The following is a 15381-nucleotide window of genomic DNA, read 5'->3' as shown; positions in this document are numbered from 1 at the left end:
AGGTATATTCAAATAAAGAATCTTATATACGAAAGGTGGCGGCCATGACCGAGATGACCCGGGCGGACGTGCTCGGCGAGCGGCTGGCGAAGATCCCCCCGCTGATCGACGTGGACGCGCACGTCGTGGAGCCGCCCGACCTGTGGAGCAGCCGGCTGCCGGCCCGGTACCGCGAGCGGGGGCCGCGGCTGGTGCACGCCCCGGCGGGCGAGATCAAGCTGATCGACGGCAAGTACCGCGAGGAACCCGGCACCGCGGGGCCCGAGGTGGCCTGGTGGTTCTACGAGGACAGCCGCACCCAGCTCAAGCGCTACATCGCCGCGGCCGGCGTGCCCGCCGACGAGGTCACCCTGGAGGGCATCACCTACGCCGACATGCGCCCGGGCTGCTGGCAGCCCGCCGAGCGGCTCGCGGACATGGACCTCAACGGGGTGCAGGCCCAGCTGTGCTTCCCCAACTACCCCCGCTTCTGCGGGCAGATGTTCCTGTGGGGCGAGGACCGCGAACTGGCCCGGCTCTGCGTCGAGGCGTACAACGACTGGATGGTCGAGGAGTGGTGCGGCTCCGGCGGCGGCCGGCTGCTCCCGCTGTGCATCGTGCCGCTGTGGGACGTCGACCTCGCCGTGGCGGAGGTCCGGCGGAACGCCGCCCGCGGGGTCCGCGCGGTGGCCTTCAGCGAACTGCCCGCCTACCTCGGGCTGCCGAGCCTGCACTCCCGCGCCTGGGACCCCTTCTTCGCGGCGTGCCAGGAGACCGGCACGGTGGTCGCGATGCACATCGGCTCGGGCACCAAGACCCCCCAGACCTCGGCCGACGCGCCCGCGGCGGTCGGCGCCACGATCATCTTCGGCAACAGCGTCGCCAGCCTGACCGACTTCCTGTTCTCCGGGGTGCTGCACCGCTTCCCCGACCTCAAACTGCTGTACGCCGAGGCGCAGATCGGCTGGATCCCCTACCTGCTGGAGCGGGTCGACGACGTGTGGGAGACCCACCGGGGCTGGTCGCGCGGCCAGGACAACTGCCCGGAACCGCCGTCGACCTACTACTTCCGCCAGGTGCACAGCTGTTTCTTCAAAGATGCGGTGGGCATCGACCTGCTCGATAAGGTGGGCCTGGACAACGTGCTGTTCGAGACCGACTACCCGCACCAGGACGGCACCTGGCCGCGCTCCCGGGAGGCCGCGGCGATGCAGTTCGGCCACCTGGAGCAGGAGCAGATCGACAAGATCGCCCGAGGTAACGCCATCCGCCTGCTCGGCCTCGACCTGCCGGGATGACCGGTACCGTCAATTACGCGCCGGTGCAGCCCACTGATTGTATGCTTTATACTTTCACGCGCGGTAACGACATGTGGCGCAAAGGAAGTGAGAGAGATGCGCAGGCAGGAAGCGGTACCCGACCTGCCCGCGCCGGTAGTCGCCGGAGCGGGGGCCGCGGCGGCGTCACCCCATGATCCGGTGTTGACGCTGCCCGGCGAGGGCCTGACCAGAATGAGCAGCGGCGAGCAGGTGCGCCTGTACGTCCGCCGGCTCATCTTCGACGGCGTTCTCCGCCAGGGACAGCGCGTCCCGCAGGACGCCATCGCCCAGACGCTCGGCGTCTCCCGCATCCCGGTCCGCGAGGCCATGATCGCGCTGGAGCGCGAGAGCTGGGTGACGATCATCCCGCACCGGGGTGTCTTCGTGAACGCGCTGGACGAGGCCGCGGTGCACGACCACTACGCGCTGTACGGGCTGTTCTACGGCTTCGCCGTGCAGCGGGCCACCGAGCGGCAGGGCGCCGCACTGGCCAAGCGCCTGGCCGCCGTGCAGAAGCGCCTGGCCGCGGCCGTGGGCGCCGAAGGCGACGCCGAGGAACTGCACACCACCACCCTGGAGTTCCACCGCGTCGTGGTTGACGCGGCCAACTCGCCCCGGCTGCGCAGCATGCTGCGGCAGATGACCGGCATCGTGCCCGGCAACTTCTTCGAGCTGGTGCCGGGCGCCGCCAAGGTGGAGAAGCAGGGCACCGCCGCGATCGTCCGCGCGGTGCGCCGCGGGGACGCCAAGGGCGCCGCCGAGGAGTACAGCGCCATGCTGGAGAAGCAGGGAGACCTCGTGGTGGACCTGTTCACGAAGAAGGGCATGTTCGAGAACGTCGGCTGAGCACCGCCTACCGGTCGCACGCAAGGACCCGCCGCACCAATGGTGCGGCGGGTCCTTGCGGCTCAGGCTGTGTTTGTCGCCGCCCTCGCCTCGTTCGGTCGCTGCGCGGACCGCTCGTCCCTCACGGGCCACTCCGCTCCCTCCCTCGGCTCAGGCGGTGCCCATGCCGCCCTCACCTCGTTCGGTCGCTGCGCGGACCGCTCGTCCCTCGCGGGCCGCTCCGCTCCCTCCCTCGGCTCAGGCGGTGCTCAGGCGGTGGTGGACTGGACCAGCTTGCCCATCTCGATGCCGACCTGCTTCTCGAAGCGGCCCTTGTCGCGGGCCCGGATGCTCACGTCGTGGTCGCCCGCCTCGGCGCGCAGCGCGCCGACCGTGGCGGTCTCGGGGGTGCGCCCGCCGACGAACGGGTCGAAGGAGTACCAGCGCATCGCGTTCTGGTAGGTGATCTTGTTGAGCTCGTCGGCGGGCACGTCCCGGGCGACCTCGGCCAGTTCCTCGGGGGCGTTCGGCCAGGAGGAGTCCGAGTGCGGGTAGTCGCACTCCCAGGCGATGTTGTCCAGCCCGATCAGGTGCCGGAGCTGGACGCCGACCGGGTCGGAGATGAAGCAGGTCAGGAAGTGCTCGCGGAATACCTCGCTGGGCAGCCGGCCGCCGAAGTCCTGGCCGGTCCACAGGCGGTGCATGTCATAGGTGCGGTCGACCCGGTCCAGGAAGTAGGGGATCCAGCCGGTCCCGCCCTCCGAGAGCGCGAACCTGATGTCCGGGAACTTCTTGATCACCCGGGACCACAGCAGGTCGGCCGCGGCCTGGCAGATGTTCATCGGCTGCAGGGTGATCATCACGTCGATCGGCGCGTCCGGGGCGGTGACCGACAGCTTGCCCGACGAGCCGAGGTGGATCGAGACCACCACGTTCTCGTCGCTGACCGCCCGCCACAGCGGGTCCCAGTACTCGTCGTGGAAGCTCGGGTAGCCGAGGGTGTGCGGGTTCTCGGTGAAGGTGATCGAGTGGCAGCCCTTGGCGGCGACCCGGCGCACCTCCGCGGCGCACAGTTCGGCGTCCCACAGCACCGGCAGGGCCATCGGGATGATCCGGCCGGGGTGGGTCCCGGCCCACTCGTCGATGTGCCAGTCGTTGTAGGCGCGCAGCACCGCCAGGGCCAGGTCCTTGTCCTCGGTGGCGGCGAAGAGCCGGCCGCTGAAGCCGGGGAAGGACGGGAAGTTCATCGACGCCAGGATGCCGCCGGCGTTCATGTCCTTGATCCGCTCGTGGATGTCGTAGCAGCCGGGGCGGATCTCGTCGAAGGCGGTCGGCTCGATGCCGTACTCCTCCTTGGGCCGGCCGGCCACGGCGTTGAGCCCGATGTTGGGGATGATCGAACCGTTGAAGGTCCAGACGTCGGAACCGTCGGGGTTCCGGACGATCTTGGGGGCGGAGTCCCGGTACTTGGCCGGGATGTGGTCGTCGAACATGTCCGGCGGCTCGACGACGTGGTCGTCGACGCTGATCATGATCAGATCTTCGGCCTTCATGGCGCTCCAGGAGTGGGCGGCTCGTGCATCCGGCTTGAATATCAGTTCAGATAAGTGAACTACGGTTCAAGTTGCGGCACAACCCCCTGCCGGTGCCGACTTACCCCGTCCTGGCATATTGGATAATGTATGAAAAACGCTGAGGAGGCTCCATGGCGACCCGTGGCGACTGGGTGGACGTCGAGCAGCGGACGCTGCTGGACCTGCTGGACAGGCGGCTGGAGACCGACCCCGACGGCCCCTTCCTCGACTGCTGCGGCACGAGCTACACCGCGGCCGAGCTCGACCGCGCGGCGAACCGCATCGCCGCCGGGCTGGCCGCGCTGGGCGTCGGGCACGGCTCGACCGTGGCCACGATCCTGGAGAACGGCCCCGAGGCGGTGCTCTCGTGGTTCGCCATCCACAAGCTCGGCGCCATCTCGGTGCCGGTGAACACCGCGCTCAAGGGCCTGCTGCTGGCGCACCAGCTGACCGACGCCGCCACCGCGGTGGTGATCGTCCAGCAGGATCTGGCCGACCGTCCCGCCGAGATCCTGGACGGCATCGAGAGCGTCCGGCACCTGGTGGTGGTCGGCGACCCGGCCGCGGTGGACCGGCCGCTCCGGGCCGACACACACGCCTGGAGCGACCTGGAGCGGGCCGACGGCGCCCGCCCGGCCGTCCGGGTCCGCCCGCAGGACCTGGGCACGATCGTCTACACCGGTGGCACCACCGGGCCGTCCAAGGGCTGCGCGCTGAGCCACAACTACCACCTGTCCATCGCCGGGCAGATCGCGTCCTCGTGGGGCCGGCGGCCGGAGGACGTGGTGTGGAGCCCGCTGCCGCTGTTCCACTTCAACGCGATCTCCTGCATGCTGACCGGCACCCTGCTGATGGGCGGCCGGGCGGCGCTGGCGCGGCGGTTCTCGGTCTCGGGGTTCTGGCCGGAGATCGACCGGACCGGGGCGACGATCGCCTCCCTGCTGGGCTCGCTGGCGGTCATGGTGGCCCGCGCCGACGACCACCCCCGGGCCAGGGGCTCGGGGCGGCCGGAGGCCAACACCACGCTGCGGCTGCTGACCGGGGCACCGATGCCGCCGGAGATCGACGAGCTGTACCGCACCCGGTTCGGCGTCACCACCTTCAGCAACGCCTACGGGACCACCGAGGCGTCGCTGATCTCCTGGCTGCCGCCCGGCATGCCCGGCCGGCCCGCCTCGGCGGGCATCGTCAACGACGCGGCCTTCATCGTGAAGATCTTCGACGACGACGACCGGGAGGTGCCGCCGGGCGCCGAAGGCGAGATCGTCTGCCGGCCGCGCATGCCGCACGTGATGTTCGAGGGCTACTGGAACCGGCCCGAGGCCACGGTCGCCGCCTGGCGCAACCTGTGGTTCCACACCGGCGACATCGGCCGCATCGACGAGGACGGCTACCTGTTCTTCGTGGACCGGAAGGCCGACTACATGCGCCGGCGCGGCGAGAACATCTCCAGCTGGGAGCTGGAGAAGGTCTTCCACCAGCATCCCGCCGTCAGGGACGTGTGCGTACACGCGGTCGCCAGCGAGGTCGCCGAGGACGACGTCAAGGTCACCGTGGTGCCGCGGGACGACGCGGACCTGTCGGCGGAGGCCCTGTGCCGGTGGGCGGTCGACCAGTTGCCGTACTACGCCGTCCCCCGGTACTTCGAGTTCCGGGAGGAACTGCCGCTCAGCCAGACCGGCCGCACCACCAAGAACATCCTGCGGGACGAGGGCGTCACACCGGCGACCTGGGACCGCGAGGCCGCCGGCGTCACCTTCGAGCGCCGGTGACGGGCGGCATGCTGGGCGACGGCCCGGTGGGGCTGGCGGGCGACGACCTCGGCACCCCCTACCTGCGGTTCGACCGGCGCGGGCCGCTGGCCTGGTGCGTGGTGGACCGGCCCGACTCGCGCAACGCGCTGACCAGCGCCATGTACTTCGGCGTGCGCCGGGCGGTGGACCTGGTCAACCGCGATCCCGACCTGGCCGCCCTGATCATCACCGGGACCGGCGACGTGTTCATCCCCGGCGGCGAGCTGCGCGGCCGCGAACCCGACCGGTGGCTGGACTTCCCGGACCTGCTGGGCGTCGACTCCACCCCGTTCGAGGCGATCCGGCGGTCTCCCAAGCCGGTGGTCTCGGCGGTCAACGGCCTGGCCCAGGGCGGCGGGCTGCTGATCGCGATGCTCTCGGACGTCTCGGTGGTCGGCGAGAGCGTCACCGTCCGGGCACCGGAGCTGTTCCGGGGCATCGCCGACACCGGGTACGCCGCCTACCTGCCCGCCCAGATCGGCGTCGCCCGGGCCCGCGACATGCTGCTGACCGGGCGGACGGTGACCGCCCGGGAGGCCGAGAGCTGGGGCATGTTCAGCCGCGTCGTCCCGGACGAGGAGGTCCTGGCCGAGGCCGAGCGGGTCGCGATCCAGATCTGCCGCACCGCGCCCCAGGCCCGGCTGCACATCAAGCGGATCGTCAACGACAACTACGACCGGGTCGACCGGATGACCTTCGATGCCCTGCTGTACAACGCCGAGATGCGCGAGGGCGCCCGGGCCTTCGCGGAGCGGCGCGAGCCGGACTGGGTGCCCCCGCCGTTCCGGACGGGCCGCCGGCTGTGAGCTCAGCCCGCGGGGGCCAGGAACGCCGCCTCCAGCACCGCGTGGAACTCGGCCCGCGGCATCTGCTCGGGCGTCCCCTCCAGTTCGGCCGTCTGGTAGGCGCTGACCAGCCCGGAGAACATCCGGGCCAGCACCTGCGGCGGGCCCGGGCGCAGCTCGCCGGCCTGCTGCCCGAGCCGGAACAGCTCGGCCTGCATGCGCTGCGCCTCGCGGAAGTTCTCGACCATCTCGGCGTCGCCGGGGGGCTCGGCCAGCGGCGGGGCGACCGACCCGCCGCGCAGCACCAGCCGGCCGAAGTGCGGGTGCCGCAGGAAGAAGTCGACCTGCCAGTCGGCGAGGTCCAGCAGCCGCCGCCGGGGCGGGGCGGAGGAGGCGAGCACCGCGCGCATGCCGGGCAGGAACTCGGCGCCGCGGCGGCGGAACATCGCCCGGTAGATGTCGTCCTTGCCGGGGAACAGGCCGTAGACCGACCCGACGGAGAACTCCGCCAGCTCGGCGATCTCGCGCAGCGAGGAGTCGTGGAAGCCCTTGCGGGCGAAGATCTGCTCCGCCGCGTCGAGAACCTGGTCCCGGCCGAGCTCCCGGCGCAGTTCCCGGCGCTGGTCGCGCAGATTGCGTTGGGCCATGCGAATCGAGTGCCTTCCCCGTGACGGAACCTGAAGCATTGTAATGAGGCATCGCTCCGGGCCGACCGGGGCGCGTCCCCGCCCGAAAGGTTGATCACCATGAGTCAGCATCCCTCCCTGGACGGCCGCTCCGCGGAATCGGCCCGGCTCGCCGCCGCCGTTCGGCGGCTGGTCGAGCTGACCACCACCACGACCGCGCCGCCCGAGACGACCGCCGCGGCCGCCCACACCCTGGAGACCGTCGCGGAGCTGCTCGAACGGCACGTGCCCGACCCGATCCCGCCGCGCAACCCGCTGACCGAGGTGGACACGACCGGGCCGGCCTATGCCGAGATGGCCCGGCGGATGCCGTTCGATGTGATCATCGGCGGGCACAACCCGCTGGCGGTGCCGATGGAGCTCTCCTTCGAGCCGCCCAAGGCGGTGCTGCGGGGTTCGTTCGGCATCGCCTACGAGGGGCCGCCCGGCTGCGTCCACGGCGCGGTGCTGGCCGCCACGTTCGACGTCGTGCTGGCCGCCGCCAACGTCGTCGCGGACGCTCCGGGCCCCACCTCGAACCTCTCGATCACCTACCGGCGGCCGACCCTGCTGCACGAACCCTGCGTGTTCGAGGGCTGGGTGGTCGAGCGGGGCGACCGGCGCGTCACCACGCACGGCAGGCTGCTCCAGCGGGATCGGGTGACGGTCGAGGCGGAGGGCCGCTTCGCGGTGCTGGACCACGAGCAGATCCGGCGGATGGCGCAGCGTTAGGCGACCACGCCGTCGGCCCGCAGCCGCTCGATGGCCGTGGCGTCCAGCCCGAGCTCCTCGTGCAGGATCTCGTCGCTGTGCTCGCCGAGCCAGGGCGTCCGGCGCTCGGGCCCCTCGGCCATGTCGGCGAGCTTGACCGGGTTGCCGGGGACGAGCACGGGCTGCTCGACGCCGTCGGTGCGCGGCACCTCCACGAGCATGTCGCGTGCCGCCACGTGCGGGTCGGTGACGAGGTCGGGGGCGTCGAGGCAGGGGCCGGCGGCCAGGCCCGCGGCGGCCAGCGCGTGGCACGCCTCGGTCTTGCCCTTGCCGGCGGCCCAGCCCTCGATCGCCGGGCGCAGCACGTCCTCCAGGTGGTCCACCCAGCCCTGCCGGGTGGCGAAGCGCTCGTCGCCGACCCACTCGGGCCGGCCGACGACCTCGGCCAGCCGGGCGAAGTGGGCCTCGCGGGCGACCTGGAGGACGAACCAGCCGTCCGCGGCGCGGAAGCCGTGCATGATGAGCGGGCCGACGTTCCCGCCGCGCAGCCCCATCGACCAGAAGTTCGTCACGATGTCGGTCATCGAGATGAGCGCGTCGAGCATCGCGATGTCGACGTGCTGCCCCCGCCCGGTGGTGTCGCGGTGCCGCAGCGCGGCCAGGACGCCGATGGTCGCGAACAGGGCGGCCCCGATGTCGCCGAGCGCGCCGACGGGCGCCACGGTCGGCGGGGCGTCGCCCGCCCGCTTCATCTCGTAGATGCCCGACATCGCCTCGACGACCGGCGCGAAGGCGGGCCAGTTGCGGTAGGGGCTGTCGGCCCGGTTGCCGAAGCCGGACACCGACAGGTAGATCGCGGCGGGGTGGACGGCGGCGACGTCGTCGTATCCCAGGCCGAGCCGGGCCATGGCGCCGGCCTTGGAGTTCTCGGCGATCACGTCGAAGCGCGGGGCCAGCCGGAGCACCAGGTCGCGCCCGCGCGGGTCCTTGAGGTCGATGCAGACGCTGCGCTTGCCGAGGTTGTTGCGCAGGTAGGTGGCGCCCACCCGGCGGCCCTCGGGGTCGGTCATGGCGGGCAGGGCGCCGCGCCCGGAGTCGCCGCCGCGGGGCGGCTCGACCTTGACCACGTCGGCGCCCAGCCGGCCGAGCAGCTGTGTCGCGTAGGGGAGTGCCTGCATCTGTTCGAGCGCCAGGACGCGGATCCCGTCCAGCGGCTTGCCGTGGATCGCGGCGGCCGTGTTACCGATGTCACCCAGTCGCATACCGCCATCCTAAATGTAGATTGAATAAAAGATTCAATCTGCACTTAGGATATGACCCATGCATGGAATCCTCGGCTGGGGTGTCCACCTGCCGCACCACCGGCTGGACCGCGCGCAGATCGCACCGGTCGCCGGCACCGGCGGCGGCACGGGAACCCGGACGGTGGCCTCCTACGACGAGGACACCACGACCATGGGCGTGGCCGCCGCCCGCGCCGCGCTGCGCGCCCGGCCGGCCGGCGTCCGGTCGCTGTGGTTCGCCACCGCGGAACCGGCCTACCTCGACAAGACCAACGCGACCGCGGTGCACGCGGCGCTGCGCCTGGACCGGGACGCGGCCGCCTACGACGCGGTCGGCTCGGTCCGCAGCGCGCTCGGCGCGCTGCGGGCGGCGCTGACCGGCCCCGGCACCGCGCTGGCCGTCGCCGCCGACCTGCGCGCGGGCCTGCCCGGCGGGCCGGACGAGGCCGAGGGCGGCGACGGCGCGGCCGCGCTCGTGGTCGGCTCCGCCGCCGACGGGCCGGTGCTGGCCGAGGTGGCCGCCTGGGTCTCGCTGACCGAGGAGTTCACCGACCGGTGGCGGGTGCCCGGCAAGCCGGCCTCCCGGCGCTGGGAGGAGCGGTTCGGCGAGGTCGTCTACGCGCGGCTGGGCGCCGAGGCCCTCAAGCTCGCGCTGGCCGAGGCCGGCGTCGCGACCGAGGACGTCGCCCGGCTGATCGTGGCGGGAACGCACGCCCGGGCCGCCCGGACGGTCGCCGCGGGCTCGGGGGTCCCCGCCGGGCGGGTGGCCGACCGGCTGCACGCCACCGTGGGCAACACCGGGGCGGCCCAGCCCGCGATGCTGCTGGCCGCCGCCCTGGAGACGGCGGCGCCCGGCGACCACCTGGTGCTGCTGACGCTGTCCGACGGCGCCGACGCGATCGTCCTGCGCGCCACCGCGGCGCTCGCGGAGTACCGCCCCGCCGCCCCGGTCGCCGAGCAGGCCGCCGCCGGGGCGCCGGTCTCCTACGGCGCCTACCTCGCCTGGCGGGGGCTGCTGCGGGTGGAGCCGCCGCGCCGCCCGGAACCGGCCCGGCCGTCGTCGTCGGCGGCGAGCCGCAACGCCGACTGGAAGTACGGGTTCGCCGGCCCGCCCGGCGCGCCTCGCCCGATGGCCGACGTCGCCGGCACGATCGCCGCGTTCACCGTGGACCGGCTGGCCTACTCGCCGAGCCCGCCGATGGTGTTCGCGGTGGTCGACTTCGACGGCGGCGGGCGGCTGCCCGTCGAGCTGACCGACGTCGACGCCGCCGAGGTGGCGGTCGGCGACCGGGTGGAACCGACCTTCCGCCGGCTGTTCACCGCCGACGGGATCCACAACTACTTCTGGAAGGCCCGGCCGGTTCGCGGCGGAACGGAGCGCTGAGATGGGTTCGCACGGCATCAAGGACCGGGTGGCGATCGTGGGGATGGGCTGCACCCGGTTCACCGAGCACTGGGACAAGGGCGTCGACGAGCTGCTGCTCGCCGCGACCGGGGACGCGTTCGCCTCGGCCGGCGTGGACAAGGAGCAGGTCGACGCCTACTGGCTGGGCACCGCCCAGTCCGGCATGAGCGGCCTCACCCTGTCCCGCCCGCTGCGGCTGCGGGACAAGCCGGTGACCCGGGTGGAGAACTTCTGCGCCACCGGGTCGGAGGCGCTGCGGCAGGCCGCCTACGCCGTCGCCAGCGGCGCCTACGACATGGCGATGGCGGTCGGGGTGGAGAAGGTCAAGGACTCGGGGTACCAGGGGCTGAACGCCTTCCCGATCCCCGGTGACGGCACCGCGCGCACGCTCACCGCGGCGGCGATGTTCTCGATGGTCGCCCCCGCCTACGCCGACCGGTACGGGGTGTCCGAGCAGGAGATGCGGACCGTACTGGCCCGCATCGCGGCCAAGAACCACGCCAACGGGGCCCGCAACCCGCGCGCCCAGTTCCGCCGGGAGATGTCGGTCGAGCGGCTGTGCGCGATGCCGGCGGTGGCCGGCGGGCTGTCGGTGTTCGACTGCGCGGGCGTCGCCGACGGCTCGGCCGCGGCGATCGTGGTGCGGGCCGAGGACGCGCACCGGTACACCGACCGGCCGCTGTACATCAAGGCGCTGTCCTTCGTGGCCGGGGACGGCGGTGGCCTGACCGACCCGGCCTACGACTACACCACCTTCCCGGAGGTGGCGGCGTCGGCGGCGGACGCCTACGCGCAGGCGGGCGTCACCTCGCCGCGGGACGAACTGGCCATGGCCGAGGTCCACGACTGCTTCACCCCCACCGAGCTCGTCCTGCTGGAGGACCTGGGCTTCGCCGAGCGGGGCCAGGCGTGGAAGGAGGTCCTGGCCGGCGGCTACGATCTCGACGGCGCGCTGCCGGTCAACCCGGACGGCGGGCTGAAGGCCTGCGGCCACCCGGTGGGCGCCTCGGGGTTGCGCATGATGTTCGAGGCGTGGCTCCAGCTGCGCGGGGAGGCGCCCGACGAGCGCCGGATCTCCACCTACGGCTCCCGCTCCCTGGCGCTCACCCACAACCTGGGCGGTTACCCGGGGGAGATGGTGAGCTTCGTGTCGATCGTGGGCGTGTGAGCGGGCCGGGTCAGTCCACCCAGTCGGTCCGGTCGTCCCGGGAGGGCTGCCGCCCGGTCTTGAACGGGCAGAGCGGGGCGTCGGCCAGCAGTACCCGCTCGCGGTCCCGGACCATCACCGCCGACCGGTCCAGCAGCCGCGACCGGCCCTGAGCCTCGTCGGCCTCGACCCCGGCCCAGTCCTCCCAGGTCGGGATCGCCCACAGCAGGACGCACTCCTGGTCGTTGCGCATGGCCGTGGACCAGGCGCCGACCAGCTGCCAGCCGTGCCGGTCGCGGCCCGCGGCGGCGTCCTCCATCGCGGCGTCCAGGAACCGCCGCGCGCCGCCGGGGGACACCCGGACCAGCTCGTGCGCGTAGACCTCGCCGCGCACCCCGTCCTTGCACAGCTCCTCGATGGTGCGGGTGCCGGGGTGCGGGACGAGGATGCGGTCGACGCCGCCCGAGCGCAGGTCGGCGGCGGCCGCCCACCACTTGGCCAGCGCCGGGTCCTGGAGGCCGGCGTTGCCCAGCTCCAGGCGGAAGGAGGAGGCCAGCCCGGCGAAGCCGTCCTCCTCCCAGATGTTGACCACCTGGGGCCAGGGGCCGGTCGACCCGACCAGGCCCCACACGCCGTAGCAGAGCTGCCCGCGCTGCTCCTGGCCGATGGGGCTCCAGTTGGCGGTCATGTGGTGCATGTAGCGGGCGCGGTTCTGCTTGGTGATGTGGATGAACTCGTGGATGTAGACCTTGTCGTTCACGCGCTCCCCTGCCTCCGGTCCGTGACCCGCAATGATAATGTTTTATACAATCTACATTCTGCGAATGCCAGTGTCGGGAACAGAGGTGGCGCGTGACCGAGGACCTGCGATGGGAGATCACCCCCGAAGGAGTCGGCCGGCTGACGCTCAACCGGCCGCGGACCGGCAACGCCCTCACCGCGGACCAGCGCGAGCGGATCATCGACCTGCTGGGCGAGGCGAGCGGAGACCTGCGGGTCCGCGCGATCCTGCTCACCGCCACGGGGGACCGGCACTTCTGCACCGGCGCCGACCTCGGCGCGCCCGCCGCGGCGGACCGGCCGGGGCCCGAAGGCGCCCCGGAGCGGCCCGCCGGGTCGATCGCCCGCACCATCGCCGGCGGCGCGCAGCGGCTGATCGCCGCCGTCCAGGACTGCGACAAGCCCGTGATCGCGGCGGTCAACGGCACCGCCGCGGGCATCGGCGTCCACCTGGCCCTGGCCTGCGACCTGGTGCTGGCCGCCGACTCGGCGAAGTTCGTCGAGGTCTTCGTCCGGCGCGGGCTGGTGGTGGACGGCGGCGGGGCCTACCTGCTGACCCGGCTCGTCGGCCCGCAACGGGCCAAGGAACTGGTCTTCTTCGGCGACTCGGTGAGCGCCGCGGACGCCCGGGACATGGGCCTGGTCAACCGGGTGGTCCCCGCCGCGGAGCTGCCGGAGGTCGCCGGGCAGTGGGCGGAACGGCTCGCCCGGGGGCCCACGGTCGCACTCGGCCTGGGCAAGCGCCTGATCAACCGGGCGCTGGACGGCGACCGGGCGACGTCCTTCGCCGAGGAGGCCATGGCCGTGGAGATCAACATGTCCGGCGACGACGGCCAGGAGGGCGTCCGGGCCTTCGTCGAGCGCCGCGAGCCGACCTTCCGGGGCTGGTGAGCGGCGTGGCACCCCGCCCGGCGTCCGGTACGAGCCACTGAACGGGAACCATCGTGGACCTGCGCTACAGCGACGAGGAACTGGCCTTCCGGGACCGGCTGCGGGCCTGGCTCGCCGAAACCCTGCCCCAGCTGCCCCCCGCCCCCGACCGCGACGACTGGCCGGCCCGCCGCGCCTACGACACCGCCTGGCAGGCACGGCTGCACGCCGCCGGGTACGCCGGGGTGGACTGGCCCGCCGAGCACGGCGGGCTCGGCGCCTCCCCGACGGAACAGCTGATCTTCCTGGAGGAGACGGCCCGGGCCCGCGCCCCCTACGTCGGCGCCAACTTCGTCGGGCTGCTGCACGCCGGCCCCACCCTCATCGTGGCGGGCACCGACGAGCAGCGGGCCCGGCACCTGCCCCGCATCCTGCGCGGCGAGGAGGTCTGGTGCCAGGGCTTCTCCGAGCCGGACGCGGGCTCCGACCTGGCCGCGCTGCGCACCACGGCGGTGCGCGACGGCGACCACTACGTCGTCAACGGGGCGAAGGTGTGGACCTCGCACGCCGAGGTCGCCGACCACTGCGAACTGCTGGTGCGCACCGATCCCGCCGCGCCGCGGCACCGGGGCATCACCTGGCTGATCCTGCCGATGGACGCGCCGGGCGTCCGGGTGCGCCCGCTGCGCACCGTGGTGGGCAGCAGCGAGTTCAGCGAGCTGATCCTCGACGACGTGCGCGTTCCGGTGGCCGACCGGGTCGGCGCCGAGAACGACGGCTGGCGGGTGGCCATGGTCACCTTCTCCTTCGAGCGCGGCACCGCCTTCATCGGGGACGTCATCGAGTCCCGCAACATCCTGGCGGAGGTCGCGCGGCTCGCCCGGGCGACCGGGACGGCCGGCGGCACGCTGTGGGACGACCCGGGGCTGCGCCGCGAGGTCGGCCGGCTGGCCGCCGAGGTGACCGGGCTGTGGGCGCTGGCCAGGAAGAACGTCTCGGAGGCGGCGGCGGGCATGGTCCCCGTCCAGGGGGCGTCGGTGTTCAAGCTGCGCTTCACCGAGAGCCGGCAGCGGATCGGCGACCTGGCCGCCCGCGTCCTGGGCCGGGCGTCCCTGGCGATGAGCGACCTGCCGGGGGCCGGTAACGGCCGGCTGGTGGAGGACCGGGTCAACACCCTCTCCTTCACCATCGCCGCCGGCACCTCGCAGATCCAGAAGAACATCCTCGCCGAGCGCGTCCTCGGCCTGCCGAAGGAGCCGCGGTGGACCTCACCCTGAGCACCGACCAGCGCGACCTGCGCGACGGCCTGCGCGCCTTCCTGCGGGACGCCTGGACCGCCGACCGGCTGCGCGCCGCGGCCGACTCCCCGGACCTGGACCGCGGGGCGTGGCGGGCCCTCGCCGACCTGGGGGTGTTCGGCCTGGAGGTGCCCGAGTCCGACGGCGGGATGGAGCTCGGCGCGGCCGAGGCCGTCCTGGTGTTCGAGGAACTGGGCCGGGCGCTGGTCCCCGGCCCGCTGGTGGCCACCTACCTGGCCGCGGCGCTGCTCGGCCGCCCGGGCGCGGCCACCGGCGCCACCGTCGTCACCTGGGCGGACCGGACCGCCCCGGTCCAGGTGGTGGAGCACCTGGCCGCCGCGGACGAGGTGATCGCGGCCGGGGAGGACGGGCTGTGGGCCCTGCCCGCGGGCAAGGTCGCCGGGACCCCTGCGGGGATCCCGCTCGACCCGCTGACCCCGGTCTCCCACGTCGTGGAGCTGCCCGCGGGCGATCCGGTGGGCCGGGCCGCGGCCTGGCGGGACCGGGGGGCGGTGCTGACCGCCGCCCTCCAGGTCGGGGTGGCCCAGGGCGCGCTGGACCTGGCCGTGCGGTACGCCGGGGAGCGGGAGCAGTTCGGCCGGGTGATCGGCTCGTTCCAGGCGGTCAAGCACCTGCTCGCCGAGTCGCTGGTGCGGGTGGACCTGGCCCGGGCGGCGGTGCTGACCGCCGCCCTCACCCTGGACGACCCGGCCGCCGGCGACCTGGCCGAGGCCGTCGCCGCGGCGAAGATCCTCGCTGACGACGCCGCGACCGCCGGCGGGCGGTGCTGCGTCCAGGTACACGGCGGCATGGGTTTCACCTGGGAGGTACTGGCCCATCTGTACCTCAAACGGGCCTGGCTGCTGGAGACCGGTTTCGGGGAGCCCGGCGTCCACGCCGAGCGCCTGGCCGACAGGATGTGAACCGCCACGGTTCGGAAAAGGGAG

14 protein-coding genes are annotated in these 15381 nt (G+C 73.0%); 10 read left to right on the top strand and 4 right to left on the bottom strand.

Annotation, left to right across the window (positions count from 1 at the left end):
- Positions 1-44 precede the first annotated feature (44 nt).
- Positions 45-1277 carry an amidohydrolase family protein gene (locus DPM19_RS05010; protein ID WP_199484856.1) on the top strand — a complete coding sequence of 411 codons (1233 nt, stop codon included), beginning with the start codon at positions 45-47 and terminating at the stop codon, positions 1275-1277.
- A gap of 96 nt (positions 1278-1373) precedes the next feature.
- Entirely contained in the window at positions 1374-2144 is a 771-nt protein-coding gene (locus DPM19_RS05005) for a GntR family transcriptional regulator (RefSeq protein ID WP_111863596.1), read from the top strand.
- A 248-nt stretch (positions 2145-2392) separates the two neighbouring features.
- On the opposite strand, the gene DPM19_RS05000 is transcribed toward DPM19_RS05005, so the two are convergent.
- The gene (locus DPM19_RS05000) at positions 2393-3676 is read right to left on the bottom strand and encodes an amidohydrolase family protein (protein ID WP_111863595.1); all 1284 of its coding nucleotides are present in this window, start codon (positions 3674-3676) and stop codon (positions 2393-2395) included.
- Between the two features lie 152 nt (positions 3677-3828).
- Between DPM19_RS05000 and DPM19_RS04995 the strand changes: the two genes are divergently transcribed.
- Positions 3829-5469 (top strand): AMP-binding protein, encoded by a 1641-nt coding sequence (locus DPM19_RS04995; protein WP_111863594.1) that lies wholly within the window; start codon positions 3829-3831, stop codon positions 5467-5469.
- The gene (locus tag DPM19_RS04990; RefSeq protein ID WP_199484855.1) at positions 5466-6296 is read left to right on the top strand and encodes an enoyl-CoA hydratase/isomerase family protein; all 831 of its coding nucleotides are present in this window, start codon (positions 5466-5468) and stop codon (positions 6294-6296) included. Before DPM19_RS04995 ends, DPM19_RS04990 begins: the two co-directional genes overlap by 4 nt.
- A 2-nt stretch (positions 6297-6298) precedes the next feature.
- Here the strand turns inward: DPM19_RS04990 and DPM19_RS04985 are convergent, their stop codons facing one another.
- Positions 6299-6922, bottom strand: coding sequence for a TetR/AcrR family transcriptional regulator (locus DPM19_RS04985; RefSeq protein WP_158566702.1), 624 nt, complete (start codon positions 6920-6922; stop codon positions 6299-6301).
- A gap of 99 nt (positions 6923-7021) precedes the next feature.
- Between DPM19_RS04985 and DPM19_RS04980 the strand changes: the two genes are divergently transcribed.
- Complete coding sequence (locus tag DPM19_RS04980; RefSeq protein ID WP_111863593.1) at positions 7022-7672, top strand: PaaI family thioesterase; 651 nt, start codon at positions 7022-7024, stop codon at positions 7670-7672.
- Here DPM19_RS04980 and DPM19_RS04975 read toward each other — a convergent pair.
- Positions 7669-8913: a CaiB/BaiF CoA transferase family protein gene (locus DPM19_RS04975; protein WP_111863592.1), complete on the bottom strand. Its 1245-nt coding sequence runs from the start codon at positions 8911-8913 to the stop codon at positions 7669-7671. The two genes, DPM19_RS04980 and DPM19_RS04975, sit on opposite strands and share 4 nt — an antisense overlap.
- A 58-nt stretch (positions 8914-8971) precedes the next feature.
- On the opposite strand from DPM19_RS04975, the gene DPM19_RS36725 reads away from it, so the two are divergent.
- Both DPM19_RS36725 and DPM19_RS04965 read left to right on the top strand, forming a co-directional pair.
- A complete protein-coding gene (locus DPM19_RS36725) occupies positions 8972-10318 on the top strand; it encodes an OB-fold domain-containing protein (protein WP_111863591.1) in 1347 nt (448 codons plus the stop codon).
- 1 nt (position 10319) lies between these two features.
- Positions 10320-11507, top strand: coding sequence for an acetyl-CoA acetyltransferase (locus DPM19_RS04965; protein ID WP_111863590.1), 1188 nt, complete (start codon positions 10320-10322; stop codon positions 11505-11507).
- Positions 11508-11517: 10 nt separating this feature from the next.
- Here DPM19_RS04965 and DPM19_RS04960 read toward each other — a convergent pair whose 3' ends face one another.
- A complete protein-coding gene (locus tag DPM19_RS04960) occupies positions 11518-12246 on the bottom strand; it encodes an NIPSNAP family containing protein (protein WP_111863589.1) in 729 nt (242 codons plus the stop codon).
- 92 nt (positions 12247-12338) lie between these two features.
- Here DPM19_RS04960 and DPM19_RS04955 point away from each other — a divergent pair, with 92 nt between their 5' ends.
- Genes DPM19_RS04955 through DPM19_RS04945 form a run of 3 tightly spaced genes read left to right on the top strand, consistent with a single transcriptional unit; the run spans position 12339 to position 15357 of the window.
- Complete coding sequence (locus DPM19_RS04955; protein ID WP_199484854.1) at positions 12339-13157, top strand: enoyl-CoA hydratase/isomerase family protein; 819 nt, start codon at positions 12339-12341, stop codon at positions 13155-13157.
- A 53-nt stretch (positions 13158-13210) separates the two neighbouring features.
- A complete protein-coding gene (locus DPM19_RS04950; protein ID WP_111863588.1) occupies positions 13211-14413 on the top strand; it encodes an acyl-CoA dehydrogenase family protein in 1203 nt (400 codons plus the stop codon).
- The gene (locus DPM19_RS04945) at positions 14398-15357 is read left to right on the top strand and encodes an acyl-CoA dehydrogenase family protein (protein WP_111863587.1); all 960 of its coding nucleotides are present in this window, start codon (positions 14398-14400) and stop codon (positions 15355-15357) included. Before DPM19_RS04950 ends, DPM19_RS04945 begins: the two co-directional genes overlap by 16 nt.
- Positions 15358-15381: the final 24 nt, after the last annotated feature.

The sequence above is a fragment of the Actinomadura craniellae genome (genome assembly GCF_003289645.1).
In the GTDB taxonomy this organism is placed as follows: Bacteria; Actinomycetota; Actinomycetes; order Streptosporangiales; family Streptosporangiaceae; genus Actinomadura_D; species Actinomadura_D craniellae.
The sequence above is the reverse complement of the archived record's forward strand: the minus strand, read 5'-3'. Positions and strand labels throughout refer to the sequence as shown.